Source organism: Salinivibrio sp. ML290 (genome assembly GCF_001995695.1).
Lineage (GTDB): Bacteria > Pseudomonadota > Gammaproteobacteria > Enterobacterales > Vibrionaceae > Salinivibrio > Salinivibrio siamensis.
This window is the reverse complement of the sequence record NZ_MUEY01000014.1, coordinates 13,661-40,074: the sequence shown is the minus strand read 5'-3', so window position 1 is coordinate 40,074 and position 26,414 is coordinate 13,661. Positions and strand designations below refer to the sequence as shown.

26 protein-coding genes are annotated in these 26,414 nt (G+C 51.6%); 13 read left to right on the top strand and 13 right to left on the bottom strand.

All coding sequences use genetic code 11. The features are described from left to right. Positions 1 to 104 precede the first annotated feature (104 nt). The 3 genes from BZG23_RS12600 to BZG23_RS12585 all read right to left on the bottom strand — a co-directional run bounded on the left by BZG23_RS12600 (position 105) and on the right by BZG23_RS12585 (position 4,615). The gene (locus BZG23_RS12600) at positions 105 to 1,298 is read right to left on the bottom strand and encodes an amino acid aminotransferase (protein WP_077579051.1); all 1,194 of its coding nucleotides are present in this window, start codon (positions 1,296 to 1,298) and stop codon (positions 105 to 107) included. A 193-nt stretch (positions 1,299 to 1,491) separates the two neighbouring features. Continuing rightward, on the bottom strand, positions 1,492 to 2,892 hold the full coding sequence (gene asnS / locus BZG23_RS12590) for an asparagine--tRNA ligase (RefSeq protein ID WP_046073077.1): 1,401 nt from the start codon (positions 2,890 to 2,892) through the stop codon (positions 1,492 to 1,494). A 103-nt stretch (positions 2,893 to 2,995) separates the two neighbouring features. Then, on the bottom strand, positions 2,996 to 4,615 hold the full coding sequence (locus tag BZG23_RS12585; RefSeq protein WP_046073078.1) for a methyl-accepting chemotaxis protein: 1,620 nt from the start codon (positions 4,613 to 4,615) through the stop codon (positions 2,996 to 2,998). Between the two features lie 267 nt (positions 4,616 to 4,882). Between BZG23_RS12585 and queD the strand changes: the two genes are divergently transcribed. Beyond that, positions 4,883 to 5,245 (top strand): 6-carboxytetrahydropterin synthase QueD, encoded by a 363-nt coding sequence (gene queD / locus BZG23_RS12580; protein ID WP_046073079.1) that lies wholly within the window; start codon positions 4,883 to 4,885, stop codon positions 5,243 to 5,245. A 66-nt stretch (positions 5,246 to 5,311) separates the two neighbouring features. Here queD and queE read toward each other — a convergent pair whose 3' ends face one another. Further along, positions 5,312 to 5,977, bottom strand: coding sequence for a 7-carboxy-7-deazaguanine synthase QueE (queE, locus tag BZG23_RS12575; RefSeq protein WP_077607131.1), 666 nt, complete (start codon positions 5,975 to 5,977; stop codon positions 5,312 to 5,314). Positions 5,978 to 6,240: 263 nt separating this feature from the next. Between queE and mlc the strand changes: the two genes are divergently transcribed. After that, positions 6,241 to 7,455 carry a sugar metabolism global transcriptional regulator Mlc gene (mlc, locus tag BZG23_RS12570; protein WP_077579053.1) on the top strand — a complete coding sequence of 405 codons (1,215 nt, stop codon included), beginning with the start codon at positions 6,241 to 6,243 and terminating at the stop codon, positions 7,453 to 7,455. A 123-nt stretch (positions 7,456 to 7,578) separates the two neighbouring features. Here the strand turns inward: mlc and sstT are convergent, their stop codons facing one another. The 4 genes from sstT to BZG23_RS12550 form a co-directional block, all read right to left on the bottom strand. Then, on the bottom strand, positions 7,579 to 8,796 hold the full coding sequence (gene sstT, locus BZG23_RS12565; protein ID WP_046073082.1) for a serine/threonine transporter SstT: 1,218 nt from the start codon (positions 8,794 to 8,796) through the stop codon (positions 7,579 to 7,581). 306 nt (positions 8,797 to 9,102) lie between these two features. Further along, positions 9,103 to 9,777: a ChrR family anti-sigma-E factor gene (locus BZG23_RS12560; protein ID WP_077607130.1), complete on the bottom strand. Its 675-nt coding sequence runs from the start codon at positions 9,775 to 9,777 to the stop codon at positions 9,103 to 9,105. Further along, positions 9,774 to 10,343, bottom strand: a complete 570-nt coding sequence (locus BZG23_RS12555) for a sigma-70 family RNA polymerase sigma factor (RefSeq protein ID WP_101494496.1) — start codon at positions 10,341 to 10,343, stop codon at positions 9,774 to 9,776. Before BZG23_RS12555 ends, BZG23_RS12560 begins: the two co-directional genes overlap by 4 nt. 126 nt (positions 10,344 to 10,469) lie before the next feature. Continuing rightward, the gene (locus tag BZG23_RS12550) at positions 10,470 to 11,039 is read right to left on the bottom strand and encodes an LON peptidase substrate-binding domain-containing protein (RefSeq protein WP_046073085.1); all 570 of its coding nucleotides are present in this window, start codon (positions 11,037 to 11,039) and stop codon (positions 10,470 to 10,472) included. A gap of 155 nt (positions 11,040 to 11,194) precedes the next feature. Between BZG23_RS12550 and BZG23_RS12545 the strand changes: the two genes are divergently transcribed. The 4 genes from BZG23_RS12545 (at position 11,195) to BZG23_RS12530 (ending at position 14,475) form a co-directional block, all read left to right on the top strand. Continuing rightward, entirely contained in the window at positions 11,195 to 11,992 is a 798-nt protein-coding gene (locus BZG23_RS12545; protein ID WP_077579057.1) for a MetQ/NlpA family ABC transporter substrate-binding protein, read from the top strand. Between the two features lie 174 nt (positions 11,993 to 12,166). After that, positions 12,167 to 13,381, top strand: coding sequence for a multidrug effflux MFS transporter (locus tag BZG23_RS12540; RefSeq protein WP_077579058.1), 1,215 nt, complete (start codon positions 12,167 to 12,169; stop codon positions 13,379 to 13,381). Beyond that, positions 13,378 to 13,920, top strand: a complete 543-nt coding sequence (locus tag BZG23_RS12535; RefSeq protein ID WP_077579059.1) for a GNAT family N-acetyltransferase — start codon at positions 13,378 to 13,380, stop codon at positions 13,918 to 13,920. Before BZG23_RS12540 ends, BZG23_RS12535 begins: the two co-directional genes overlap by 4 nt. A 129-nt stretch (positions 13,921 to 14,049) precedes the next feature. After that, complete coding sequence (locus tag BZG23_RS12530; protein ID WP_241837219.1) at positions 14,050 to 14,475, top strand: VOC family protein; 426 nt, start codon at positions 14,050 to 14,052, stop codon at positions 14,473 to 14,475. An 81-nt stretch (positions 14,476 to 14,556) separates the two neighbouring features. On the opposite strand, the gene bioA is transcribed toward BZG23_RS12530, so the two are convergent. Further along, positions 14,557 to 15,837 carry an adenosylmethionine--8-amino-7-oxononanoate transaminase gene (gene bioA / locus BZG23_RS12525; protein WP_077607127.1) on the bottom strand — a complete coding sequence of 427 codons (1,281 nt, stop codon included), beginning with the start codon at positions 15,835 to 15,837 and terminating at the stop codon, positions 14,557 to 14,559. A 102-nt stretch (positions 15,838 to 15,939) separates the two neighbouring features. Here bioA and bioB point away from each other — a divergent pair, with 102 nt between their 5' ends. From bioB to bioD, 4 genes are read left to right on the top strand one after another with little or no spacing between them, the layout of a single operon-like run. Continuing rightward, on the top strand, positions 15,940 to 16,992 hold the full coding sequence (gene bioB / locus BZG23_RS12520; protein ID WP_046073091.1) for a biotin synthase BioB: 1,053 nt from the start codon (positions 15,940 to 15,942) through the stop codon (positions 16,990 to 16,992). A 6-nt stretch (positions 16,993 to 16,998) separates the two neighbouring features. Further along, positions 16,999 to 18,213, top strand: a complete 1,215-nt coding sequence (locus tag BZG23_RS12515; protein ID WP_077607126.1) for an aminotransferase class I/II-fold pyridoxal phosphate-dependent enzyme — start codon at positions 16,999 to 17,001, stop codon at positions 18,211 to 18,213. Beyond that, entirely contained in the window at positions 18,210 to 19,004 is a 795-nt protein-coding gene (gene bioC / locus BZG23_RS12510; RefSeq protein ID WP_108743736.1) for a malonyl-ACP O-methyltransferase BioC, read from the top strand. The genes BZG23_RS12515 and bioC overlap by 4 nt, the downstream gene beginning before the upstream one ends. Continuing rightward, the gene (gene bioD / locus BZG23_RS12505; protein ID WP_077607124.1) at positions 18,997 to 19,671 is read left to right on the top strand and encodes a dethiobiotin synthase; all 675 of its coding nucleotides are present in this window, start codon (positions 18,997 to 18,999) and stop codon (positions 19,669 to 19,671) included. Before bioC ends, bioD begins: the two co-directional genes overlap by 8 nt. An 83-nt stretch (positions 19,672 to 19,754) precedes the next feature. On the opposite strand, the gene BZG23_RS16670 is transcribed toward bioD, so the two are convergent. Then, positions 19,755 to 19,928, bottom strand: a complete 174-nt coding sequence (locus BZG23_RS16670) for a hypothetical protein (protein ID WP_046073094.1) — start codon at positions 19,926 to 19,928, stop codon at positions 19,755 to 19,757. A 498-nt stretch (positions 19,929 to 20,426) separates the two neighbouring features. Here BZG23_RS16670 and htpX point away from each other — a divergent pair, with 498 nt between their 5' ends. Next, entirely contained in the window at positions 20,427 to 21,305 is an 879-nt protein-coding gene (gene htpX / locus BZG23_RS12500) for a protease HtpX (RefSeq protein ID WP_077607123.1), read from the top strand. A 28-nt stretch (positions 21,306 to 21,333) separates the two neighbouring features. On the opposite strand, the gene BZG23_RS12495 is transcribed toward htpX, so the two are convergent. Beyond that, complete coding sequence (locus BZG23_RS12495; RefSeq protein ID WP_077607122.1) at positions 21,334 to 22,257, bottom strand: DMT family transporter; 924 nt, start codon at positions 22,255 to 22,257, stop codon at positions 21,334 to 21,336. Positions 22,258 to 22,404: 147 nt separating this feature from the next. Between BZG23_RS12495 and BZG23_RS12490 the strand changes: the two genes are divergently transcribed. Further along, on the top strand, positions 22,405 to 22,854 hold the full coding sequence (locus BZG23_RS12490; protein WP_074212533.1) for an Lrp/AsnC family transcriptional regulator: 450 nt from the start codon (positions 22,405 to 22,407) through the stop codon (positions 22,852 to 22,854). Positions 22,855 to 22,895: 41 nt separating this feature from the next. On the opposite strand, the gene trxC is transcribed toward BZG23_RS12490, so the two are convergent. Further along, the gene (trxC, locus tag BZG23_RS12485; RefSeq protein ID WP_077607121.1) at positions 22,896 to 23,327 is read right to left on the bottom strand and encodes a thioredoxin TrxC; all 432 of its coding nucleotides are present in this window, start codon (positions 23,325 to 23,327) and stop codon (positions 22,896 to 22,898) included. Between the two features lie 139 nt (positions 23,328 to 23,466). Continuing rightward, positions 23,467 to 24,603, bottom strand: coding sequence for a M14 family metallopeptidase (locus tag BZG23_RS12480; RefSeq protein ID WP_046073099.1), 1,137 nt, complete (start codon positions 24,601 to 24,603; stop codon positions 23,467 to 23,469). 296 nt (positions 24,604 to 24,899) lie between these two features. On the opposite strand from BZG23_RS12480, the gene BZG23_RS12475 reads away from it, so the two are divergent. Continuing rightward, a complete protein-coding gene (locus tag BZG23_RS12475) occupies positions 24,900 to 26,351 on the top strand; it encodes an NAD-dependent succinate-semialdehyde dehydrogenase (RefSeq protein WP_077607120.1) in 1,452 nt (483 codons plus the stop codon). Positions 26,352 to 26,414 lie beyond the last annotated feature (63 nt).

The following is a 26,414-nucleotide window of genomic DNA, read 5'->3' as shown; positions in this document are numbered from 1 at the left end:
AGGCTTTCTATTAATAATTATGTTACTAAATTGTTTCTTTCTGGACGGAGCCCATAAAAAAAGGGCCTTGCGGCCCTTTTGTTTCAGTTTTAAGACAGCGGTGCTTAGTCTAAAACCTTTGCGATGGCAGTGCAAAGTGGCACCATGTTGGTGTGCGTCATGCCTGCCACATTTAAACGGCCTGAGCCGACGATATACACGCCATGATCGGCTTTTAGTGCATTGACTTGGTCTTTATTGAGCCCAGAGAACGAGAACATGCCGTTTTGCTGCTCGATAAAGCTAAAGTCACGCGACACACCTTGCGCTTTCAATGTTTTGACAAACTCGGTACGCATGGTTTTGATGCGATCGCGCATGTCTGCTAGCTCTTGCAACCACTGCGCCTTGAGCGTCGCGTCGTTCAAGATGGTGGTCACTACGGCGGCGCCGTGAGCGGGTGGGTTAGAGTAAATAACGCGGGCAATGGTTTTCACCTGACTAAACGCTTTGGTGGCTTCTTCTTGATTTCGGCCAACGAGCGTAAAGGCACCCACTCGCTCATTATACAAACCAAAGTTTTTCGAAAATGAGCTCGCGATAAGCAGCTCAGGACATACCTGAGTAAAAATACGTAAGCCGGCGGCATCCTCTTCGACACCAGTGGCAAAGCCTTGATAAGCAAAGTCGAACATCGGCAGCAGGCCTTTACGCTGACAGAGTTCCGCGAGGGTTTGCCACTCTTGCTCGGTAGGGTCGATGCCAGTCGGGTTATGGCAGCAGCCATGAAGGAGAACAACATCACCTGAGCTTGCTTTCTCAAGGTCAGCGACCATTGCTGCAAAGTCTTTATCGTTTTTCGCCGCATCGTAATAGCTGTATTCAGCTAAGGGGAGGCCAGCGGCAGTAAATACGCCCTTATGATTTGCCCAAGTTGGATTGCTGATCCAAACCGTGACATCGCCAAGATGACGTTTAATAAACTCGCCAGCCAAGCGAAGCGCACCGGTTCCACCTGGTGAGTGTGCGGTTTGCGCGCGTTTGTCGTTGATAACGTCAGCTTGCTCACCGAACAGCAGTTGTTGCACCGCGAGGCCATATTCGGCCGTGCCAGGAATGCTTAAGTAAGACTTGGTGCTTTCTCTGTCGAGAAGTAACGCTTCGGCTTTTTTGACAGAAGGGAGTACCGGCGTTTCGCCATGCTCGTTTTTGTAGACGCCTACCCCGAGATTGATTTTGTCTTCACGGGGGTCAGCTTTATATTCTTCAGTCAGTCCTAGAATAGGATCAGCGGGAGCGGCAGAGATTTTCTCAAACATTGGTGTCGTCCATGGTTATGATGAATGAAAGTCAAACTGGCTTTTTTATAACACTTGTCGAGAAGAATAGAAACCGAAGGACAAGCGGACCAGTCATGTGTTTTGTATTGGTTTATGCTGTAAAAGCAGTTTTTACGCGGAAAAAACACAAGAAAAAGGCTGCAATATGCAGCCTTTTGAATAGCAAACCGATTTAGAAGTTGGCATTGCGTGGCGAGCGAGGGAAAGGGATCACATCGCGAATGTTGCTCATTCCGGTTACGTAGGAAACGAGGCGCTCAAAGCCCAAACCAAAGCCTGAATGAGGGACTGTGCCATAGCGGCGCAGATCGCGGTACCACCAGAAATCTTCTTTCTCAAGGCCCATTTCTTCTAAGCGTTGGTCAAGTACATCAAGACGTTCTTCACGTTGAGAACCACCGATAATTTCGCCAATACCCGGTGCTAACACGTCCATCGCGGCAACGGTTTTGCCGTCATCGTTCATGCGCATGTAGAAGGCTTTAATGTCTTTCGGGTAGTTTTTAACGACCACCGGCGCATTAAAGTGCTCTTCTGCAAGATAGCGCTCGTGTTCAGACGCTAAATCGATTCCCCACTCAACTGGGAATTCGAATGTTTGGCCGCTGTTTTGCAAGATGGTGACCGCATCGGTGTAATCCACTTGGGCAAAATCTGCATTAACAAATTTTTCCAGACGCGTGAGCACGTCTTTGTTAATGCGTTGCTCAAAGAATTTCATGTCGTCTTGGCGCTCTTCAAGCACGGCTTTGAACACGTACTTAAGCATGGCTTCTGCCAAGGCCGCCGAATCATCCAGGTCGGCAAAGGCCACTTCTGGCTCAACCATCCAAAACTCCGCCAAGTGACGGCTGGTGTTTGAATTCTCCGCGCGGAAGGTTGGACCGAAGGTGTAGACTTTGCTCAACGCACAGGCATAGGTTTCAGCGTTTAACTGACCCGATACGGTCAAGAAGGCTTCTTTGCCAAAAAAGTCTTGGTCAAAGTCGACGTCGCCTTGCTCGGTTTTGGGCACATTGGCCAAGTCTAAGGTAGAGACGCGGAACATCTCGCCAGCACCTTCACAGTCTGAGGCGGTGATCAATGGCGCAGACATCCAGTAATAGCCTTGCTCATGGAAAAAGCGGTGGATCGCTTGTGACAAGGTGTGGCGAACCCGCGCCACCGCACCAATCACGTTTGAGCGTGGGCGCAAATGGGCCACTTCACGCAAGTATTCGATAGAATGACGTGTTTTCGCCATTGGATAGGTATCAGGGTCATCTACCCAACCGACGACTTTTACGGCTGTGGCTTGCAGCTCATAGGCTTGGCCTTTTCCTGGCGACTCTACCACGTTACCCGTGACTTCAACTGAGCAGCCAGCGGTCAAGCGAAGAACGTCTTGCTGATAATTATCCAGCTCATTAGGGACCACGGCCTGAATAGGGTCAAAACAAGAGCCATCGTAAATGGCAAGAAAAGAAATACCGGCTTTGGAATCTCGGCGTGACCGGACCCATCCACGCACAGTCACTTCAGTGTCGACTGCCGCCTTGCCGCGCAGGACGTCTACTACAGGCGCGTATGTCATAATTCGCTTCTATCTCCGTTTAGGGTAACGCGGTTATTCAGTGACAACCGCATCAGTCATTTTGCAAGTTAGGCTAGCAAGTTTACCTGTATCCTGTATAGCTTCAAGACTTGAGCGAGTCTGAGAGCTTAAATTGGCCAATTAATCCCTCTAACTGCTCAACCAGTTGCTCAAGATTCGCGCTAATCGCTTTGACCTCATTGGCATTGCTGGCGGTATCGTTAGCATGGCTTTGGATTCGGCCAACTTGAGAGAGGAGGGCATCGGTCATTTGCGCTTGGTGTTCGCTTTGTTGGCTAATATCGTCCGCGTTGTTATTCACGGTGGTGACTTGCTCGGCGATATTGCCCAGCGCCTCAGAGAGAGCCATAACGGTTTCGCCTCGCTGATTAGCACTGTCACTGGTCGCTTCCACCGCTTGTGCTGAGGCTTCGCTACCTGCACATAGGTTTTCGATAATGGTCTGGATTTCTCCGGTTGCGTCGTGGCTGCGGCTGGCAAGGTTACGCACTTCTTCAGCAACCACCGCAAAACCACGGCCTTGTTCGCCAGCACGCGCGGCTTCGATAGCGGCATTTAACGCGAGCAAGTTGGTTTGTTCGGCAATTTCACGAATCACCCCCAGAATAGTGGTCACTTGCTGGCTTTGTTGATTCACATCCAAAATTTGGCTGCGCACCTGGCTTATATCTTCGACTAACTTGCGAATATCATTGGCGGCAACGTTAGCGAGATCACTGCCTTGGTTGGCGCTGGTGGCCGCTGATTCACTCAGTTGCGCCGCTTCTTGGGTGCGGTTTTGAATATCATGTTGGTGTTGTTGAACATTATCGATCGCCGATGACATATCATTGGTTTCATGACGCTGGCTATCCGCTAATTGGTCGGTATGGCTAGAGACGCGAATCAAGTTCATCGCCTCGGCTGACAGCGTTTCAGAGGTGCGCTGAACTTGTTGCAAGCTGGCAGAGAAGTTATCAAGCAACTGATCACAGCTATCACATAGCTCACCGATTTCATCGCCTCGGGTATCGTTGAGACGCTCGGCCAGATTTTTATCATGGCTGGTACGTTTCATGAACGCAGAGACCCGCTTGAGCGGAGACACTACCCACCGACGGATCACCGTTAATGAGATCAGAAAACCGATCACAGCAATGCTTCCCATGATCCCGGCAGTAATGAGCATTTCTTTATCTATGGTGCCGTAAAGCGGCTCGAGATCGTACTCAAGGCGAATCACCCCTAGCACTGTCCCTTCTTCCGCCACGTGGCACTGCAGACAGTTAGTGCCGCGGTAGTCGCTGCTTGCTTTCATTGGTAGGGCAACCACGAGTCCTTTTTCGCCATTGCTGTCGACGGTTTCAACGATGGTTTCACCGTCTAGGGCACGCTGATCAATCGCATCTTGCGGCGATTGTTCGGGGTTACCGGGGCCAAAAAAGCGAGTAATAGCGTCGGATCGGATCACACGCGCCTCTTCAATACCTTCATGAGAAAGCATTTTTTCTCGTAAGGTATTTCGTTGGCTAATGGTGCCCGTCAACATCAACATGTTAAGGCTATCAAAGTAGTTAGAGGCTTTATCGAGCGTTTGCTGGCTAACAATCGAAGTCATCAGTGCCTTTTGCTGATGAGATTGGTAGGCCAAGGACGTGACGAGCACCAGAGCGAAAACAAGAAAAAGAGCAAGAAGAATTTTGCTCGCAAGGGTCATGCGCATGAGTCAACCATTTGTTATTAAGTTATAGAGTTATCAGTTATAGCCTGTAGCCACTATGTTAAACCTAGAGTGCGCAAGTAAGGGAGTCCCCATATAAAATGTGTGATTTCATCGACGTAAATCGTCCCGTTAGTGAGACACGAGTCCGCATTGTTGGCTGAATGTTAGGTTGGAATGTTACGTGCGCTTAGCCAGTGAGGAATGCGATTGAGTCATCCGGCTAATTTGAGTAGCATGCGGCCTCTTATTGTTGTTGGAAGAGATAAAATGACCACCGAGTTGTTTAAAGAGTTCACCTTTGAAGCGGCACACCACCTTCCTAATGTCCCTGAGGGACATAAGTGTGGTCGCTTACATGGACACTCTTTTATCGTGCGTTTGTACGTAGAAGGTGAGGTGGATCCTCACACAGGTTGGGTAATTGATTTTGCGGAAATCAAAGCGGCGTTTAAGCCTATCTATAACCGCCTTGATCATTATTATCTCAATGAGATTGAAGGGCTAGAGAATCCGACCAGCGAAGTACTCGCACAGTGGATTTGGCAACAAGTTAAGCCAAATTTACCCTTACTCAGTAAAGTGATGGTGAAAGAGACCTGCACCGCCGGCTGTACCTATTACGGTGACTGAGTGTCGTGGCGCTGCGCGAGTCACGCGGCTTTGAGTAACGGCGACCCAAGCCGTTGCTCTCCATGCTCAGGCAATCGACAGATACTTATGTGTCTGTATCGATAGGCGCCAGCCTCGCTGAATGCATGTATCAATGCACAGCTGGGTCGCGCGCGCTTTTTGGCTCACGGGCTGTAATGCAATCGTTGCTGTATCAGCCGGTGGGCAGGTGGCGAGTAGCGCATCAAGCTGATCGATGTCCTTTTCTGTGCCGACCGGGTGCTTTACCTCATTCGCCCGCGCCATCGCTTCCTTAAGCACTGGCAACTTCCCTCGCATATTGATTTTCGGAGACACAGTGACCCACGTATTGGCGGATGCGTGGATAGGGTAGGTGCCGCTCGTTTCTATTTGGCATTGGCACCCTGCCGCTTCTAGCGCATGGGTTAACGGCCTTAAGTCATAAAGACAAGGTTCGCCACCGGTAATCACAATATGGCGCGCGTGGTAGCGGCTTAAAATGTCGGCGGTAATCGCATTGCCATCAAGCCAGCACCAAGCGGGAGAATCCTCAGATTTATCAATAATAAAAATTTTGTCTTTCTGATCTTTCTCATCGGTTTCCCAAGTTTGCTTGGTATCGCACCAGGCGCAACCGACAGGACACCCTTGTAAGCGAACAAAGACAGAGGGAACCCCTGTAAACGTGCCTTCACCCTGAATGGTTTCAAATATTTCGTTGACTCGGTACATGATGGTTTATAGCGATAGATATTAAGCGCCACATTATGCCAATGAATACGACCGAGATCTTGTTTTTTCACGCGTGATTAGCCTTTGAACAGCGTTACTGTTTAAGCGGGTTTTGTGAGTTTGTACGCGATTTCATCGATCTAAAGTGACCCACATCACGGGGTAACAGCTTGCTGCTTCACAATTAGTTCGCGAAGTAAAAAAATTCACGGAGATAGGTGATATCAGGGTATCACCATGGCCAAGCAGTTATAGGACAAGGCATGATTATTGGGCAGCCGGGACATATCGACCACATTAAGCGTAAAAATGCGGGCACGATTTATAATTTGATCGACCGCTTTGCGCCGATTTCTCGGATTGAGCTTTCGAAGCGCAGTCAATTGGCGCCTGCCAGTATTACCAAAATTGTCCGAGAGTTGATGGACGCGCACTTGGTCAAAGAAACACAAATACAGGGCACCAGCATGCGTGGCCGCCCCGCTGTTGGTCTGGTGCTGGACAATGAAGGCTGGCAGTTCTTATCGATGCGCCTTGGTCGTGGTTATCTCACTATGGCATTGCACTCACTGAGTAGTGAAATCCTTATTCAAGAACGCCATGAAATTGATGTCATGGCGCAGGATGCCTTGCTTTCCACGGTGGTTGAATACGTAAAAGCCTTTTTCTCACGCCACCAACAAACGGTTGATCGTGTTACCAGCATTGCGGTCTCGCTCCCGGGCTTGGTGAACAGCGCCCAAGGTACAGTGATCCAAATGCCGCATTTTGAGGTTGACCATATGCCGCTGGGGCCCGTGTTGCATCGTGAGACCGGGCTGCCCGTATTTGTGGGCAATGATACACGCTCGTGGGCGTTGGCAGAGAAGTTATTTGGCAACGCAAAAGAATCGGATAGCGCGGTACTGGTTGCGGTTCACAATGGCGTCGGCGCGGGGATCATGCTGGAGGGAAAGGTACTCCAGGGGCGTGTTGGCAATGTGGGCGAGCTTGGTCATATTCAGGTTAAGCCTTTTGGTAAACGCTGTTTTTGCGGTAACTATGGTTGCCTGGAAACGGTCGCCAGTCTTTCTGCCGTGTATGAACAGGTACAGACGCTGCTCGATGAGGGGCACGCGAGCCAGTTACAGGGGAAACCGTTAACCATAGAAGCAATCTGTGATGCGGCAGTGGCAGGCGATGGACTCGCGCATCAGGTGATCACGGAGTTGGGGCATCATCTGGGTACGGCTATCGCGATTGTGGTGAATTTATTCAACCCAGAAAAAATACTCTTCGGCGGCGAGTTTAATCGTGCCAAGAGCGTGCTTTATCCGGCGATTATGGAGTGCTTAAAGACGCAAACCATCCCACTGTACAGTAAGCACCTCGTGTTGGAAGAAAGCTATTTTTATACCCAGGCCACTATGCCGGGCGCCGCGATGGTCAAACAAGCCATGTACGATGGCAACTTGCTGATGAAGGTTCTGGAGGGGTAGTGTCGCGCGGTGTGGCACACTGGAAAGACGACAGTCAATGACGGCCTAAGCGCCTGGGTCAGCGATAAAAAAAGCAGGTGACGTGCACCTGCTTTTTTGAAAGTGTTTCTTTAAATAGCCATGTCAACTATTTTTTCTTTCTTCGGCCATGCAAGCTGCCGCGGTAAATACCACATCCGTTGAGCTGTTGAGCCCTGTTTCTGCGGAATCTTGCAAGACGCCAATGGTAAAGCCAATTCCCACCACCTGCATGGCAATCTCTTGTGGGATCCCAAACAAGTTACAGGCCAGTGGGATCAGCAGCAGTGAGCCGCCGGCCACACCGGATGCACCACAGGCCGATACCGCCGCGACAATACTTAGTAGCACCGCAGTGGCGATGTCCACCTCAATGCCCAGCGTATGAACCGCCGCTAACGTTAATACCGTAATTGTGATCGCCGCACCGCCCATGTTGATAGTTGCACCCAGTGGAATAGACACTGAGTAGGTGTCTTCATCCAAATCAAGACGGCGGCACAGTTGCATATTCACCGGGATGTTAGCCGCTGAACTACGGGTAAAGAAGGCGGTTATGCCACTTTCACGTAGGCATTTTAAAACCAGTGGGTATGGGTTTTGACCTGTTTTGAAGTACACAATCGCTGGGTTAACCACGAGTGCGATGGTGAACATACTACCCAATAGCACACCGAGAAGGTGAACATAGCCCGCGAGAGCATCAAAACCACTTTTAGCCAGTGTGCTCGCGACCAAGCCGAAGATACCCAAAGGTGCAAAACGGATCACAAAGCGCACGATCATCGACACGCCTTCTGACACGTCGGAAAACACGCGTTTGGTTTCGTTTGATGCATGGTGTAGGGCAATCCCTAAACCAATCGCCCAGGCTAGGATCCCGATATAGTTGCCGTTCATCAATGCGCTAACGGGATTATCCACGATATTGAAAAGCAGCGTATTCAATACCTGGCCAATCCCTTCAGGTGGTGTGATGCTGGCATCTGTGGTCGCAAATTCCAGGGTCGTGGGGAACAAGAAGCTCATGGTGACTGCCGTCAGCGAGGCAGCAAGCGTACCGACAAGGTACAGACCAATAATAGGGCGCATATTGGCGCGCTGCCCTTGTTTTTGGTTAGCAATGGAAGCCGCCACTAAAACGAAGACCAAAATGGGGGCAACGGCTTTCAACGCGCTGACAAAGAGTTGTCCGAACAGTCCTGCATTCGCTGCCCACTCAGGAGACAGGTATGCAAGGACACCACCGGCAAGAATACCGACAAGGATTTGAAGTACCAACGAGTTGCCTCGGCTGACACTGGCGAGTTGTGTTTGACTCATGTGACTCTCACTTCACTGTGTTTATTATCAATGGCTGTTAATGAATCGTTAGAAGTGACGAATTAAACCAGTTTGATTCACCCGATGTAAAGGGAAAATTACTACTTTGCACTAGTTATGTAGGACTGAGCCGGAGAGTTGTCATTAAGTAAAGGTTTACCAGGTGTAATTATTCTGTTACCGCCACGAGATTAATGGCGATAATGGAGAGCATCGCCGAGCAAAAGCACGCATTCCGTTGCCTCTTTAGCATAAAAAAAGGCGGCTTCGCAGCCGCCAGAAGGATAACAACTAACACAGAATTTTTTAGTAAATCGCATGTCCCACGGTATTGAGTAATTTGCTCACACCTTTGGTGAAATAAAGCGGTGCATCGGCCACCGTGTAGCACAAACACCCTTGTTTGGTGAATGGCGTATGATGATGGCGACTATCGAGCAAAATAAAATCACCCGGTACGTATTCGCCACTTTCGTCCTCGAACGTACCATCAAGCAAAAGGGTTAACTCATAGCCTTTGTGCGTGTGCGCAGGCACCGAGCCGCCTTCATCAATATGGAGGAAACTGGCACGTGTTGCCCCTTCATCAAGGTTCAACCGGGCGCGCTGTACTTTGCCAAATGATGACCAGTTAGAATCACTAAAGCGCTGTAGCGCGCGTGGCAACGTGTAGGTTTTGTTACTCACACTTATTTGTGTTGCACGGACTGGTGTTTGCGCATCGACGGCACCATCATTGGCCGCCGCATCTTCGAAAATGGCAGCAAGCATTTCGTCTTCAGCCGCATAATCCCAATCAGCAACGGTTATTTCTTCCTCGTCGAACGCTGAATCTGCAAGCGAGGCTTCTGCAGCGGCGACATATGCCTGGCATTCCTGGCAGAGCTCAACATGTGCTGACAACGCAATCGCCATCGAGGTGGGCAGTTTGCCAGCGGCAAACGCGTCAAGTAAGTCGGTCGATGGGTGATATTTAATCATTGTTTAACCTCCAGGTGATTGCGGAGCTTTTCCAGACCTAAACGCAATCGGGATTTTACGGTGCCCAACGGCACGTTTAACTGTTCTGACAACTCTTGGTGAGTAAGCTGTTTCAGATACACGCCTCTCACCACTTGTTGTTGCACGTCGGGTAACTCATCAATGAACGACAGCAACTCTTGATCCATCATATATTGCGCACCAGCATCCGACTCATTGTCCTGCTGGCCAGATTCGAGCACGGGCCAAATATCATCACTGAAGTTGTCTTCCCGGTTCGATTGCACCTTACGCAACATATCGAAGCTAATGTTACGCATGATGGTAAAGACCCACGTCGTCGCTGCGCCTTTATCGGCGTTGTACAAATGCGCTTTTCGCCACACAACCAACATGGTTTCCTGCACAAGCTCCATCGCTTGCCCATCAGCACGGAGATGCTTGGCGCCGTAAGAGCGAATCTTAGGGCCAAAAAACCGGAACAGGCGCTCGAAGGCAACACGGTCACGGTCTTCCGAGACTTTCAATAATAATGCAGACAACTCTTCCTTCGTCACGTCAGTCATGTTGGCACGCGTGTCCCGTCTGGAAATGGTGGTCTCAGTATACATGGTTTGTGGCGCAGTCATAGTTGAGTCCTATCTGTCGTAGCCGTCCATTTGGCTACCAGTACGTGGGTAGCAGTGATTGGATCACTCGACTTCCTCTTCGAGCAGCTGACTGATAAATTGTTTCGCTTCTTCCGCTGACTCTTGAGCAATAAACCATTGTTTTTGCGCATTAGAAAGCGGCAAAATTTCGAGCCAGCGCTGACAGCTCCAGGTTAAATCTTCGAAATGAGGCGCTTCATATTGTTCTGCGTGTTCAGGGTGAGCGGCAAAGACGTGTTTGAGCCCTGAGGCGATACGCGCTTTGTCGTCGGCTTGCGCCTCACCCAAATGCTCATCATGAGGCCAATCATTGAGTGCGCGCACATCGCCTACCCAAAGTTTGTCCGCTTCTTGGTCCGTCGACATAATTTCTACCCGCTGGCGACCGGCGATCGTGATCCCTAGCAAGCCGTCGGGCAGTGTTTCGAAATCGACGATGTCGACTAAGGTGCCGTACTTGTACAGACGCTTTCCCTGCATCATTGCCAGCACAAATCCTTCTTGATTCGCTGAGCACTCACGGACGAGGCGTAAATAACGAGGTTCAAAAATGCGCAGTTTGGCTCTGCCTCCCGGTAACAAAAACAGGGGCAAAGGAAACAGCTTAGTCATACTCATGCCTCCTTCTATCGATTTAACATGTCCTCCATTACGCATAGGGCAATGGATGCGATCAAGCCGGCCCTTGTATCAAGCTAATCGTATTGACATTAATCATCTATATGGCATTCTGGATGTCTAAATGGCCAATTAGCAAGGTAAAGGGAATGAAGATAAAACAACTCAGCGCAAGTCTCGCGATACTTCTCGCGGCGGTATTCCTCTCAGGGTGTTCCGACCAAACTGAAACCATTAAAATTGGCGCAACGGTCGGTCCCCACGCGCAAGTGGTTGAATCGGTGGCTGAGCAAGCGAAAGAAGAAGGGATTGATGTTGAAGTCGTAGAGTTCTCTGATTACATCTCGCCTAATGCAGGTTTAGCGGATGGTAGTTTGGATTTAAATAGTTATCAGCATCAGCCGTTTCTCGACAATTTCAACCAAAACCACGATAGCGAGTTGGTAGCGATTGGTCGCTCAATCTTAATGCGGATGGGGATTTACTCTGACAAAGTCGACAAGGTCGAGGCGTTAGCGAATGGCGCACAAATTGCGATCCCCAATGATCCCACAAATGCGGGGCGCGCGCTGTTATTGCTGGAAGACGCAGGATTGATTACGTTGGCTGATAATGTTGGCTTTAAAGCCACGCTGCAAGATGTTCAATCCAACCCTAAACAGCTCGAATTTGTGGAAGTAGAAGCGGCACAGCTGCCCCGCAGTTTGCAAGATGTCGATGCCGCGGCGATCACCATGAATTATGTGATGTCATCAGGGCTCGATCCAAGCGAACAGGGCATTTTCTTGGAATCTAAAGATGCGCCTCTCGCCGTTATGGTGGTGGCCGCACGCAAAGACGATCAAGATAACCCGACGTATCAGCGATTACTCGCGTTATTCCAGTCCGACAAAACACGTCAGTTTTTGCAAGATACCTTTAATGGCACCATAGAGCCTGCGTTTTAATTTATTGTCACCCAGTGAAATCGGCCAGTGCAACGCTGGCCGATGGCCAAACGTCACTATTTGTTTACCACTCATACAGTTATTACTGTTACCATAGTGATCTATCGGTGATCCACAATGTGCTAGGATCGCGACGTCTACCTCCCCACATCAATAAAACGCATAGGAAACTGGATGCAATCGGCTAGTCGCCCATTTAATTGGTCGCCCGTATTGCTGGCATGCCTGACCGTCAGCATTGGGCAATTCAGCATGGGCTTAGTATTTCCGTCTTTGCCTTGGATCGCCCGAGATTTCAACCTCAGTATGGACAATGTCCAACTGCTTATCTCTGCCTATCTACTTGGTTTTGGACCATCACAGTTTATCTATGGGCCTATCTCAGATGCGCTTGGCCGTCGCCGCGTGTTGTTAGCCGGTGTGTTGCTTTCACTGATTGGCTTAACCGTGATGGTGAGTTTTAGCGCCAGCTTCACTGGCCTGGTCATTGGCCGCTGCATCCAAGGAATGGGGACCGGCTGCTGTGCCGTGCTCTCGCGTGCCTTTACCCGTGACTCGTATTCTGGGGATCAACTACCGCAAGCCATGTCATATTTGATTATGGTGGCGTCGTTGACCCCGATTGTGGCGCCCGTTATTGGCGGGTTCGTTAACCACAATCTAGGCTGGCTGGCGATCTTTATTTTGCTGATGGTGTACACCAGCATGGTGTGGTGCGTACTGTTTTTCCTGTTTAAAGAAAGCATGCATACTCGTTCACCGTTGCCCAATGTGAAGGTGATCCTCGGCCGTTATGGCGCACTACTAAAAACGCCATACTTTCTCTATTTCGCCAGTATTAGCTGGGTGAATTTTACCTTGGTGATCACCACGGTGTCGCTGATGCCATTTTTAATGCAAGAGCGCATCGGTATGACCTCGGATCAATATGCGCTGTGGGCGCTTATTCCGACCTGTGGCTTATTGTTGGGGAGTGCGCTGGTTTCGCGCATTCGGCCGCGTTTGGGCACCAAGCGTATGCTGTTGATGGCACCGGTGATGCAGCTCATTTCTGCGGTTTGGTTATGGCTCACCCCGATGGACCCGTTACTGCTGATGATTGGGCAGTTCTTTATGGTGTTTGGCAATGGGATTGCGCTGCCGTGCGCCCAATCGCAGGTGATGCAACCTTACTCTAACCAAGCCGGCACCGTCGCTGCGCTCTCCGGTGGTGGACAGATGATTATTTCTGCGTTGATGAGTATGGCGCTATTGAGCTTGGGCGTTAGCGAAGCATGGCACCTTGGTGTGGTAGTGGGTGTGTGCGCGCTGCTTTCCGTACACAATATCTTCCGCGGTTTTGCGGCACCGAAAGTCAACGTCGCCAGTACCCCGAGTGAGGCATCATGACAAATACAACATTGGAAACGGGCCTGTTTCCGCTGACAACCCCACGCCTGAGCATGCGGCCAATGGTCAAAGCGGACTGGCCGTTGTTCCACCGCCTACACACAGACAATGCCGTGATTGCGCAATGTTTTGACCCGATGCCACTCGATGAGATTGAAACCCGATTTGAGCAACGGCTTACGCCCTGGTCTCCTGACGCTAAGCACTGGTTGTGCTTGGTAATCGTAGAGACGGTGACGCAAACGCCAATCGGCGTCACCGGTTTTTTACTTGAGCAGGGTGTCGCGGAAGTCGGCTATTTACTGTTGCCGCCTTATCACGGGCGTGGCTATGGGACTGAGTCTTTGCAGGCCGTCACCGATTTTGCCATTCATCATGGTGATGCGCGAATCATCAACGCGACGGTAACCGCCGGTAATCTTTCCTCTGCGCGCGTGCTAGAAAAGGTAGGGTTTCAACTCAGCCGGATTGACCCCGATGCCTTCTCTATCGGCGGAGTGTTTTACGACGACTGGATCTACACCTATACCGCAGCATGATTTAAATGTTTTCCCCAGATCACTGATTTTGTTTTGTTCGTTGACCTCAAGTTATCTTGAGGTTTTATCCTTGCTCTCGATGTTTAGCTTTCCAAGCTCAGTTTTCGATAGCACGGATAAAGGGAATGAATGATGACAACAATCGAACACGTCAATATTACTGTGGTGGACATGGATGCGGCGTTAGCGTTTTTGGCGGTGGCTGTCCCCGATTTTAAAGTTCGTCAAGATGCCCAGTCGCCAAAAGGATATCGTTGGGTGCATGTGGGCAATGAGCTCTGCTATTTTGCGCTGCAAGAGCCCAACCCAAGTTCAGAGCCCAGCATACAGCCACGCAGTACCTATAAATCTCAAGGCGTGAACCATATTGGCCTGATCATTGATGATATCGATACCATCCGCGAGCGCCTACTTGAAAAAGGGTATCAGCCCAATGGAGCCATGGCGCATGAGACCCACCGCAAGCGGATGTATTTCTATGATAAAGCGGGCTTTGAGTGGGAATTGGTCGCTTACTCATCCGACAAAACCGAAGAAAGATACCTCTACGAGTAACGCACAAAGCCGCACTGCTCGCTTTCCCAAAGAGAAGCACCGCCCCTTACTCAACGGGGCGGTGTATGCGTCATCGACTATCTACTCACCAAAAAACTGCTTAATTGCGGTGATCATGCCTTGGGTGAGTTGGTGTAGTTGGTCGTCGCGGATGCAATAGGGTGGCATTACATACACCAGTTTGCCGAAGGGGCGAACCCAAATGCCTTGGGCGGTCATTAAGCGCTGAATATCGGCCAGGTTCACCGGATCGGTCAGCTCTATCACGCCAATTGCGCCAAGCACACGCACGTCCGCCACACACTCGAGGGCGCGAGCAGGCGCTAAGCCGGTTTTTAGCTGCTTCTCGATGTGCGTGACGGTCTGCGGCCAGTCACTTTCCAGCAAGGTATCAATGCTGGCGCAGGCCACAGCGCAGGCGAGTGGATTGCCCATAAAAGTGGGGCCGTGCATAAAACAGCCTGCATCACCGCTACAGACCGTATCGGCCACATGGCGGGTGGTTAGCGTGGCAGCCAAGGTCATGTAGCCACCGGTCAGTGCTTTACCGACGCAGAGTATATCTGGGCTGATCCCCGCGTGGTCGCAGGCAAATAGTTTCCCTGTTCGGCCAAATCCAGTCGCGATTTCATCCACAATCAGCAGCACATCAAATTCATCGCACAAGGCGCGCAATTGACGCAGGTATTCAGGGTGATAAAAACGCATACCGCCTGCGCCTTGCACGATGGGCTCTAAGATCACGGCGGCCAGTTGGCCGTGATGCGCGGTGAGTGCTTCGCGCATAGGGCGTATATCGCTAGGGTCCCACTCACCGTCAAAGCGGCTTTGTGGGGAAGGCACAAAATGATGCTGGGGCAGAAACCCTTTGTAGAGTTTGTGCATCGAATTATCAGGATCCGTCACCGACATGGCAGCGAACGTGTCGCCATGATAGCCATGACGCAAGGTCAAAAACTGTGCGCGCGATTCGCCGCGTCCCTGCCAATATTGCATCGCCATTTTAAGCGCGACTTCTACTGATACCGATCCTGAATCGGCCAAAAACACTTGCGTGAGCGGGGCGGGTGAATGCGCGACCAAGCGCTCACAAAGCGATACCGCAGGCTGGTGGGTAAGACCGCCAAACATCACATGCGACATTTTATCGATTTGCTGATGCGCTGCGGCGTTCAAAGCAGGGTGGTTGTAGCCGTGAATGGCTGCCCACCACGATGACATGCCATCAATCAGAACAGTGCCATCTTCAAGGTGTAGCTCGGCGCCGCTTGCGTGTGAGACGGGCAAGCAAGGCAAAGGGTCGAGCGTTGAGGTGTAGGGATGCCAGATATGCTCACGGTCAAAATGGGTGTCTGTGATCATAAATAAATCAGATGTAAACCAGTATAATCTTGTTGTGTTGACAGGTTAACGTCTGTGGGTAGACTAGCCAAGCATTAAAACGACAACAACGGGGAAAACCGCGTGGAAATAAGACACAACTGGACCGCACAGGAAGTGCAAGCATTGTTCGATAAACCCTTTATGGATTTGCTGTTTGAAGCGCAGCAAGTGCATCGTGAATATCATCCTGCTAACCAAGTGCAAGTCAGCACGCTGTTATCGATCAAAACCGGCGCGTGTCCAGAAGATTGCAAGTATTGTCCGCAAAGTGCGCGGTATCGCACCGATGTTGAGAAAGAGCGGTTAATGGAAGTGGAACGCGTGCTCGAAGCGGCAGAAAAAGCCAAAGCTTCAGGCGCGACGCGCTTTTGCATGGGGGCGGCGTGGAAAAACCCCAAGCAACGCGATATGCCGTATTTGCTCGATATGATCCAAGGCGTCAAAGGATTAGGGTTGGAAACCTGTATGACTCTGGGCATGTTGGATGCGGAGCAAGCCAAGACCTTGTCCGAGGCGGGTTTGGATTACTACAATCACAATCTCGATACCTCACCTGAGTTTTACGGCAATATTATTACCACGCGGACGTATCAAGAACGCCTAGATACCTTATCTAATGTGCGAGACGCGGGGATGAAGGTGTGTTCCGGCGGCATTATTGGGCTGGGCGAAAGTGCTCGCGATCGCGCTGGTTTGCTGGTTGAACTCGCCAACATGCCGGCTCACCCAGAAAGCGTGCCGATCAACATGCTTGTCAAAGTGAAAGGCACACCGCTTGAGGACGTCGATGACGTCGACCCGTTCGATTTTGTCCGCATTATTGCGGTGGCGCGGATCATGATGCCCAAATCGGCAGTGCGGCTGTCTGCTGGACGCGAAGACATGAACGAGCAAATGCAAACCTTGTGCTTTATGGCTGGCGCGAACTCGATCTTCTACGGCTGCAAGCTGTTGACCACACCAAACCCGGATGAAGACGCGGATATGCAGCTATTTAAAAAGCTGGGTATTAATCGCGAAGCGGTCAGCCAAAAGCCCGATCAAGTCACTGAGCACGACTTACTTGAGCAAGTGGCCGAGCGAGTGGCAGCGCGCCCGCAAGAGGGCGATTTGTTCTACGATGCCAGTGTCTAAKTCCCCATGACTGATACAACATCAGCGCTGACCCGTCGTTACCAAGGCGAACTGGTCGCTCGCCAGCAACAAGGCTTATGGCGGCAAAGTGGTGACAATGCCGTCGCCGAGTCATGGCGCAACTTTGCGGGGAATGATTACTTGGGCCTTGCGCAAGACCCGCGGCTGGTCAAAAAGGCGCAGCAGCACCTTGAACGCTGGGGTGTGGGTGCAACGGCGTCGCCGGTGGTATCTGGTTTTACCGCGGCGCATCAATCCCTTTGTGATCAGCTGTGTGACTGGCTCGGTTACCCGCAAGCGATACTGTTTAACAGTGGTTTTGCCGCCAACCAAGCCTTGCTCTTTACGCTGTTAGGTAAAGACGATGTCTTGTTTCAAGACAAACTCAACCATGCCTCCTTGATTGAGGCTGGTGTATTGAGCCCTGCCACACAGCGCCGTTTTCGTCATAACGACATGGCACACCTTCGCCAACAGCTCGCGAAACAAACCCAGCCGTCCGCATCGCTGATTGTCTCAGAAGGGGTATTCAGCATGGATGGTGATGTGTCGCCAACCGAAAGCCTTGCCGCGATTGCCAACCAATCGGGGGCGCTCTGGGCACTGGATGATGCGCATGGGATTGGCGTGTTAGGGCAAGAAGGTGAGGGCAGTATCAGTCGTGGCGCACGGCCAGATATTTTAATCGTGACGTTTGGAAAAGCCTTGGGCGTCGCTGGGGCGGCAGTGCTGGCCTCTCCCACCATTATTGATTATTTGCGCCAGTTTGCTCGCCATTATGTGTACTCGACGGCCATGCCACCTGCGCAAGCGGCACTCATCGAGGATGCGATTAGGTTGGCACGAACAGAGCACTGGCGGCGAGAAACACTCAGCGCTCATGCCGAACAGTTAATGCAAGGGCTCCACGACTGGTTAGAGACGACGTCTGCTTTCGAACCGCACGCTGGTAATCGGCAGCCCTTCCCGCAACTGCTCGCGACGCCTAGCCCGATCAAGCCGCTGATTATCGGCGATTTGGTAGCGTTACAGCAGGTAAATCAGGCTTTGATGAAGGCGCACATTCGAGTAGGAGCGATTCGCCCTCCGACTGTCCCCCCTAACACTGCACGTCTGCGGATCAGCTTGTCGGCACAGCACCAAAAAACAGATATCACTGCACTGATCGAGGCGCTGAAGCCGGTATTAGCGAGCGGCAAAGCGTGCGAGGTGACGCCATGACCGTCGCCGATAAACAAGCGATTGCCAGAGCGTTTGGCCGCGCCGCGCCCCATTATGATGATAGTGCGACGCTGCAGCGCCGTGTCGGCCATCGGTTAATGGCATTGGCTGAGTCAGAGCGGAAAGCTGTCCGACATGGCACCGTCTTAGATGTCGGCTGTGGCACCGGCTATTTCACCCAGCAGTGGATGACTCACGCTAGGACAGTGATTGGACTGGATCTCAGCGCCCCTATGCTTGCGACGGCAAAAGCGCGCTGCGGCAATGCCATGCTAGGCGTACAAGCTGATGCGGAGCATTTGCCACTGGCCGACAACAGTGTCGATCTGGCATTTAGCTCGTTAGCGCTGCAATGGTGTGACGATTTGCATGTGCCATTGGCGGAGCTGAGTCGGGTCGTTAAACCCGGCGGACAAATTCTTGTTTCGACACTGCTCACTGGATCACTGTGTGAACTCGACAGCGCGTGGCAACAAGCATGCGGCACATCACGGGTGAACCGCTTTATCACGTTGTCTGGATTACAGCAGGCGACCCAACGCGCCGGGCTTAGGCACGCAACCGTGTTGCAAGAAAGCGAACAGCTCACCTTTGCCAATGCCCATGCGGTGATGAAAAGCTTAAAAGGCATTGGCGCCACTTATCGTCCCCAAGGTGCGGGGCAGCAAGGGCTGGCGACAAGAGCGCAGTTTAGCGCGGTAGAAAAGGCGTATCAGCGTTTTGCACTTGCCGCCAACACCTTACCGGCGACCTATCAAATTGGCTACATAGTGATTCACCATCATGCATGACAGTTACTTTATTACCGGCACCGACACCGAAGTGGGGAAAACCTATACCACGGCGGCGCTGTTGCACGCTTTTATCAAACAAGGTTATCAACCGGTGGGCTACAAGCCTGTCGCCGCTGGTGCCGATTTAGCGCCTGATTACCAACTAAATAGTGACGCTGTCACTTTGCAGCACGCCAGTGCGTTCGCATTGCCGTATGCCGCGATCAATCCAGTGTTGTTAGAAACGCCGTGCTCGCCGCACTGGGCGGCCGTGTTAGCGAACAAGCCCATCGATACCCAGGTGCTGAGCGATGGGCTCTCGCATTTAAAACAGCAGGCTAGTCCGGTATTGGTCGAAGGGGCTGGAGGCTGGCAAGTGCCACTCAGTGAGACTGAAACGCTGGCCGATTGGGTGGTTGCCCACCAACTGCCAGTGATCATGGTGGTGGGGATTAAACTTGGCTGTTTAAACCATGCTTTACTCACCGCAGAGGCCATTCGCGCACGCGGGCTTAGGTTAGCCGGATGGGTGGCAAACGCCGTTGATCCCAAGGCGCAGCACAGTGACGAAATGGTGCGTTATCTTGATGCGCATTTAGATGCACCCTGTCTGGGGCACTTGCCGTTTGCTGCCGATGCCTCGCCAGCACAATGCGCGAGCCACTTAGATATTGAGCCGTTGTAAACATATTGCGAGAATGTAGCGATCAAAAAAGCCAGCGCTGTGCTGGCTTTTTGTCTATTCAGGTAGTCAATGCGGGTAGACAATTACTTCTGGTCGTCTCGAACACCCATTAGGCTTTGCTGAACCTCGGCCATTTGGCGCGCCGCTGTCGCGTCATCCGACGCTAACCCAAGCTCTGAGCAGGCTTCATCGAAGCTCATGCCGAGATGACAGGTTAAGATGTCGATAGCGACTCGGTAGTTTTCTTGCTCTGCCATGGTCTCACTCCATTGATAACGCGTTGCGTTGTTAAGGTTAGGTTGTCCACACTGGGTGGTTATAAACTTAATGGTTGATATGACCGCCGACTGCCCATTACTTTGTTGTCTTACGCAGTGCATCGGCGTCATAGTTTTAAACAGCTGCGCATAAATTAGCCTGAGTAAACTGCGATGACAACTCGACCAAAGTCTATATTGGGTTGTTTTTGTCTTTTTTATTGGGCTTTTCTGTCTCGATGCTTGTTAAATGTTTGAATGGATTGTTAAAAATTAAGAGTTGCGCGATATCACAATTTGTTTAGATCAGATCGAAATAACGTGCCACACTAACTGGTCGGTGCAGAGAGCTGGATGGTACGGGCGCCACAAGCGACGACTGGGATTTATTCGTAACAAATTGCATCAAAGGATTGTTTTTATCATTAATGCCCATACTATTTTTATCATTAAAACAAATAAGCGCTAAACACTGGGTTTAAGCAACGGAGACACACCATGAAACGCTTAGGATTATTTCTCGCTACCAACCTTGCGGTACTGGTCGTATTTAGCATTGTGCTGAATATCATTTATGCCGTGACAGGCATGCAACCGGGCAGCTTGTCTGGGTTGCTGGTATTGGCGGCTGTATTCGGTTTTGGCGGCTCAATTATTTCGTTGCTGATGTCAAAATCCATGGCACTTCGCTCAGTAGGGGCGCAAGTGATTGAGCATCCACGCAATGAAACCGAGCACTGGTTGATGAACACCGTTAGCCAACAGGCTCAGCGTGCTGGCATTGGCATGCCTACTGTGGCGATTTATAACTCGCCCGATATCAACGCATTTGCCACCGGGGCAAAACGTGACGACTCCGTGGTCGCGGTATCAACGGGGTTACTACAAAGCATGACCCGTGATGAAGCGGAAGCGGTACTGGCGCACGAAGTCAGCCATATTGCTAACGGCGACATGGTCACCATGACCTTGATGCAAGGGGTAGTGAACACCTTCGTGATCTTTATCTCTCGTGTGATCGCAGGCGCGGTCAGTGGCATGAACAGCGACGAAGAAGGCGAAGGCGGTGGCAACTGGATGATGTACTTCTTGGTGTCGTCAGTGCTAGAAATCGTGTTTGGTATTCTGGCTAGCATTCTCACCATGTGGTTTAGCCGTCATCGCGAATTCCGCGCCGATGCAGGCTCTGCGCAGCTGGTAGGCAAACAGAAAATGATTGCGGCGCTGGAGCGTTTAAAAGTCAGTCACGAGCCGAAACTGGAAGGCTCAATGATGGCATTTGGCATCAACGGTAAGAAAACGCTGAGTGAGTTGTTTATGACTCACCCACCGCTAGAAAAACGTATCGATGCCTTGCGTCGAGGCGACTATCTCTAACCGGATAGCGTTTACGTCGAATCACAGATTAAGCGGCCTGCGGGCCGCTTTTTGTTTGTGTGCGTCGCCACTTTATCCCCTCACTGGCGAGCACCGCACCGAATACGATCAACGCCATCGCCACCACGGTGAGCAGGCTGACGGTTTCTGAGAACACAGGAATGGCGATCAGCGCCGCCACCACCGGCGTGAATGCACCTATTGCGGCACTCATTTCTGCACCTAAGCGGCGAATCGCAAATGCATAGCTGTAATTGGCAATGATCCCCACACCCAAACCTTGCGCGAGCACATGGTAGCCCAGCTCACCGAGAGGGGCTTGGAGCAGATTAAACGAGATAAGCCCGCTCATCGCGCCCACAGGCAGCAGCAAGACGGCTGACATCGCTAATACCGCTCCGGCTTCTGCGGCATTTAAGCCCGTGACACGCACGCCAATAGTAAACCACGCCCAGCTGATGCTGGCTGCGAGCAAAATCAAATGACCTTGGGTGACGCTCCACGGTGAGAAGAACAGAGAATGCCACAAAAATGCGCCAATGCCGATCACGATCAACCCAATCCCTAATCGTCGTCCCACCGAGAGCGACTCGCCATAAACGCTCCAAGCAATGGCGGAGACAAACAGTGGCAAGATCCCAGGAATTAACGAGGCGCCATCGGCGACAGGGGCAAACTGCATACCTGTGGCAGCGAGCAGATAAAACGGTAAACCCGCCCCGAAGGCAATCGCAAACAGATAACGTTTGGGCACGGCAAAAATATGGCGCACACGATGACGACTCAGCCAACCAAATAGCAGCGCCGCAGGCAAAAAGCGCAGTAGAGCAATATCGCCACTGGTTAATACCGACTGGCTGGCCTGACGCAGGGAGATAAACAGRCTCGCCCAAATGGTCACGGTGACAAGCATGGCGGCGAGGCCTAATAAACGTTGAGAGGTGGCAGGCATGGTTGATCACTTCCTTGATAATGGATGCAGTTAGTGTGGCAGCGTCAAGGGAGGGATTGGTGGCAAATTAACGGGTAGTTTCATCCCCTATTAGTGGTTATCATCGGATATTAGTGAATAGTTGATGAAAATTACCAAGGAGAGGGTTTGGACAGTAAAGACAAAGCCATTCTGGCGCTGTTACAAGACGATGCGCGCCGCACCACGGCGGAAATCGCTGATGCCGTTGGGTTGTCGTTTTCGCCTTGTGCAAGACGAATCAAAAAGCTGGAAGCCGATGGGGTGATAGCATCCTATCAGGTTACGCTCGACCGCCAGCGGATTGGGCTTAACATGACCTTTTTTGTCAACGTGAGTTTGAGCAATCACCGAGAAGAGGCGATTGTTACCTTCGAGCACGCACTGGTGGAAATGGATGAAGTCATCAACGGCCACGTGATCTCAGGTACTTATGACTATTTATTGGAAGTGGTGACGCGAGATTTACCGCACTATGAAGCCTTTATGCGCCAGCTACAAACCTTGGCGATGGTCAAAGACATCAATACCAATGTGGCGATCCGCGCGGTAAAACAGGGCGCGGCGCTGAAGGTGTAGCGCCGCGCTATTATTGTGAAATAGTGGTTAGCGAATAGCGATTAGCTAAGGTGCTGGCTCAACCAGTCGCTAAAGGCATTTTGTGGCAGGGCACCGTTGAGTACGTCAACGCGCTCGCCGTTTTTAAATACCATTAGCGTCGGAATGCTACGAATACGATATTGCGCCGCCAATGCTTGCTGCGCTTCGGTATCGATTTTAACAAAACGTGCGCGGCCTTCTTCTTGCTCGGCCACTGCCGCAAAGGCAGGCGCGAAGCTTTGGCATGGGCCACACCATGGGGCCCAAAAATCGACCACGACAGGCACATCGCTATTTAGCAACGCGTTAAAGTTTTCGCTGGTGCCCTCAATCGGTTTACCGTCCAGCACATCAGACTGACACTTGCCGCATTTGGGCGCGTCATTCACCCGCTCGCTTGGAATACGGTTCATGGCTTGGCAGTGAGGGCAGCGTGAGGTCAAGGTTGTCATTGGGTTTCCTCGTTGAATTATTTGTGTCTAATATAAGCGGGTGACGTCGCTCGCCCAAGTTGAATTTATCAATCACTCAAATAGAAAAAGCCGATGACACGGCACCGGCTTTCATAAGGTGTTATTGATTCAGTGCGCGCTAGAGTGCATCCACCACATTGAGGATGGCACTGAGCATATCGCGACCGAAGGCTTGGCTGCGCGCAGGTGACCAACCAAAATCCGGGTCCGGTTGGTCGTTATGATCTTTAAATGGCATTTCAACTGTGTACGACAAGCATTTAAAGCGCTCACCAATCCAGTTTGAGCCCACGGTCAGATTGGCCTTGCCAGGTGCGTCTTTGTCATAGCCGTGCTCGTCTTGGAACTCTGGCGTCACGGTGAGCAGGGCACGCTTAAACCTGTCCTCTAAATCCGCCATACGCGCATCGTAAGAAGGGATCCCCTCGCAACCGGCAACAAAGTTATATGGGATCGCCTCATCACCGTGGATATCGAGGCACATTTTCACCCCTGTTTGCTCCATACGCGCACGAACATGATACACCTCGGGGCTGCGCTCAAGCGTAGGGGCTTGCCATTCTCGGTTCAAGTTGGCGCCCACCGCATTGGTACGCAAGTGGCCGCGCACGCTGCCGTCGGGGTTCATATTGGGCACCACGTAAACGTCGGCCTTTTCCAACAGCGCACGGGCAGTGGTGTCGGTGTCGTCAAGCAATCGGTCGAGCAGCCCCTCGATAAACCATTCCGCCATGGTTTCGCCTGGGTGTTGGCGAGCAATCAGCCAAATCGGAGTTTTCGGTTGGACGGATTCCCCTAAATCAGCGCGAATTTTCAGTAGGCTAATATCGCGCCCATCTAAGGTTTGGCCGAGGGTTTCTAGCTGACATTGTGGATAGGTCTGCGCTTGGTGAATTAAATCCAGGTGGCGCTCATAGCTATACGGCGCGAAGTAGGCGAAATACATCGAGCCATGTTGCGGCGTTACGTTAATGGTCAGTGTATCGCCGTCAAATTCCGTGGGGACGCGGAACCAGGTATCGCGATCGTAAGAGGCGACCGCCTGATAATCTTTCCAGCCTTCAGGGTAGGCTGAGCCTGCCAGTTGCTGAATATGCAGTGTGTGAGCCTGATTCACTTGCGCCTCTAAGCGAAAGTGGAACCACTGATAAAACTCAGACTGATTGTCGTGGTGAATGGCAAGTTGAATGTTGTTGATGTCGTCATCGTTAACAACGCGAATATTCCCGCTGTCGAACTGGCTAAAAATACGCATAGAGCATCCTTTATCGGTTTGAGAGGCCAGCTGTGTTTGCACCTGAGGGTCAGCCTTATGTTGTAAAACCGAGCGTGACTGTCTGATTAGCAACGAACCGAGTCACTCATTGTCTTCACTGACGAGCTCGCCACTGACTATCTAATCACGTAGGCAAGATGGCTTTACTGGCTTATTATTAACAGTATTGCGCCTTATCTTGTCGTACTGTGTCTTAGCTGGCAAGGTGCCCTTATCACGCTATGACCATCTTTTTCCTCAAAGATTATCTTTTCCTCAACCAATAAGGAGCCACTATGCATTTGCAGGATCCTGAGCTTTTAAAAACACAGGCACTGATCAATGGGAAGTGGGTCGATGCCGACAGCCAACAAACCCGCGCAGTGACCAATCCTGCGAACGGAGAGCACTTGGCGACGGTACCTAATATGGGGGCGGAGGAAACTAGCCGCGCCATTGATGCCGCGGATGCTGCGCTACCCGAATGGCGAGATTTAACCGCCAAAGCGCGGGCTGACGTGCTTTATCGCTGGTACGAGCTGATGCTCGAGCACAAAGATGATTTAGCCGCAATCATGACGGCTGAGCAAGGCAAGCCGCTAAAAGAAGCCGCGGGCGAGATCCAATACGCGGCGTCGTTTTTACAGTGGTTTGCAGAAGAAGCGAAGCGAGTGTATGGCGCGACCATTCCCGCGGAGCAAGCGGATAAACGCATTTCAGTGATCAAGCAGCCGATTGGCGTGACCGCGGCGATTACCCCGTGGAACTTTCCAGCGGCGATGATTACCCGTAAAGCGGCCGCAGCATTGGCGGCGGGTTGTACCATGGTGGTGAAGCCTGCCAGTGACACGCCGCTATCGGCCCTGGCCCTCGGTGAGCTCGCGTTACGAGCCGGGCTGCCAGCTGGGGTGATCAGTGTGGTGACCGGAGCGTCGGGCCCCATCGGTGATACCTTATGTGCTGACAGACGTGTCCGTAAGCTCTCGTTTACCGGCTCGACCGAAATCGGCGCACAGTTGATGGAAAAATGCGCCCCAACCATTAAAAAGCTCTCGCTGGAGCTGGGCGGCAATGCGCCTTTCATTGTGTTTAATGACGCCGATATTGATGCCGCGGTTGAAGGGGCCATTGCGGCGAAGTTTCGTAACGCAGGGCAAACCTGTGTCTGTGTGAACCGCATCTACGTGCAATCGGGCGTGTATGAAGCCTTTGCAGAAAAGTTTATCCAGGCGGTGAGTCAATTGCAGGTGGGTAAAGGCACCGACGACGGCGTGGACATCGGCCCGCTCATCAATAAGGGGGCAATGGACAAAGTGAATGCCCATCTGGACGATGCCAAGCAAAAAGGTGCGGCGATTGAGCTGGGTGGCGCGTGCCCTGAGCTGGGAGAAAACTACACCCAACCGGCGGTGATTAAATACGCGACCCCAGCGATGCGGATAGCCAAAGAAGAGACCTTCGGCCCCGTGGCACCGCTGTTTTCTTTTGAAGAAGAAGCGGACGCCATCGCCATGGCCAATGATACGGAATTTGGGTTGGCGTCTTACTTTTATGCCAAAGACATTAGCCGGGTGCACCGTGTGGCCGAAGCACTGGAATACGGCATGGTAGGGATCAACACTGGCTTGATTTCGACCGCGGTCGCGCCCTTTGGTGGGGTGAAGCAATCGGGCCTTGGCCGTGAGGGCTCACACTGGGGACTCGATGAATACCTAGAAATGAAGTACTTGTGTTTGGGTCTGTCGTAATCTAAACGGTTTAAGCCGCTAAGTGTTAAAAATTACTGACACGTAAAGCGGGTTTTACGCTGT

Coding starts and splice junctions, on each gene's coding strand:
- BZG23_RS12600 (WP_077579051.1), bottom strand. CDS start 1,298: ATGTTTGAGAAAATCTCTGCCGCTCCCGCTGATCCTATTCTAGGACTG.
- asnS (WP_046073077.1), bottom strand. CDS start 2,892: ATGACATACGCGCCTGTAGTAGACGTCCTGCGCGGCAAGGCGGCAGTC.
- BZG23_RS12585 (WP_046073078.1), bottom strand. CDS start 4,615: ATGCGCATGACCCTTGCGAGCAAAATTCTTCTTGCTCTTTTTCTTGTT.
- queD (WP_046073079.1), top strand. CDS start 4,883: ATGACCACCGAGTTGTTTAAAGAGTTCACCTTTGAAGCGGCACACCAC.
- queE (WP_077607131.1), bottom strand. CDS start 5,977: ATGTACCGAGTCAACGAAATATTTGAAACCATTCAGGGTGAAGGCACG.
- mlc (WP_077579053.1), top strand. CDS start 6,241: ATGATTATTGGGCAGCCGGGACATATCGACCACATTAAGCGTAAAAAT.
- sstT (WP_046073082.1), bottom strand. CDS start 8,796: ATGAGTCAAACACAACTCGCCAGTGTCAGCCGAGGCAACTCGTTGGTA.
- BZG23_RS12560 (WP_077607130.1), bottom strand. CDS start 9,777: ATGATTAAATATCACCCATCGACCGACTTACTTGACGCGTTTGCCGCT.
- BZG23_RS12555 (WP_101494496.1), bottom strand. CDS start 10,343: ATGACTGACGTGACGAAGGAAGAGTTGTCTGCATTATTATTGAAAGTC.
- BZG23_RS12550 (WP_046073085.1), bottom strand. CDS start 11,039: ATGACTAAGCTGTTTCCTTTGCCCCTGTTTTTGTTACCGGGAGGCAGA.
- BZG23_RS12545 (WP_077579057.1), top strand. CDS start 11,195: ATGAAGATAAAACAACTCAGCGCAAGTCTCGCGATACTTCTCGCGGCG.
- BZG23_RS12540 (WP_077579058.1), top strand. CDS start 12,167: ATGCAATCGGCTAGTCGCCCATTTAATTGGTCGCCCGTATTGCTGGCA.
- BZG23_RS12535 (WP_077579059.1), top strand. CDS start 13,378: ATGACAAATACAACATTGGAAACGGGCCTGTTTCCGCTGACAACCCCA.
- BZG23_RS12530 (WP_241837219.1), top strand. CDS start 14,050: ATGATGACAACAATCGAACACGTCAATATTACTGTGGTGGACATGGAT.
- bioA (WP_077607127.1), bottom strand. CDS start 15,837: ATGATCACAGACACCCATTTTGACCGTGAGCATATCTGGCATCCCTAC.
- BZG23_RS12515 (WP_077607126.1), top strand. CDS start 16,999: ATGACTGATACAACATCAGCGCTGACCCGTCGTTACCAAGGCGAACTG.
- bioC (WP_108743736.1), top strand. CDS start 18,210: ATGACCGTCGCCGATAAACAAGCGATTGCCAGAGCGTTTGGCCGCGCC.
- bioD (WP_077607124.1), top strand. CDS start 18,997: ATGCATGACAGTTACTTTATTACCGGCACCGACACCGAAGTGGGGAAA.
- BZG23_RS16670 (WP_046073094.1), bottom strand. CDS start 19,928: ATGGCAGAGCAAGAAAACTACCGAGTCGCTATCGACATCTTAACCTGT.
- htpX (WP_077607123.1), top strand. CDS start 20,427: ATGAAACGCTTAGGATTATTTCTCGCTACCAACCTTGCGGTACTGGTC.
- trxC (WP_077607121.1), bottom strand. CDS start 23,327: ATGACAACCTTGACCTCACGCTGCCCTCACTGCCAAGCCATGAACCGT.
- BZG23_RS12480 (WP_046073099.1), bottom strand. CDS start 24,603: ATGCGTATTTTTAGCCAGTTCGACAGCGGGAATATTCGCGTTGTTAAC.
- BZG23_RS12475 (WP_077607120.1), top strand. CDS start 24,900: ATGCATTTGCAGGATCCTGAGCTTTTAAAAACACAGGCACTGATCAAT.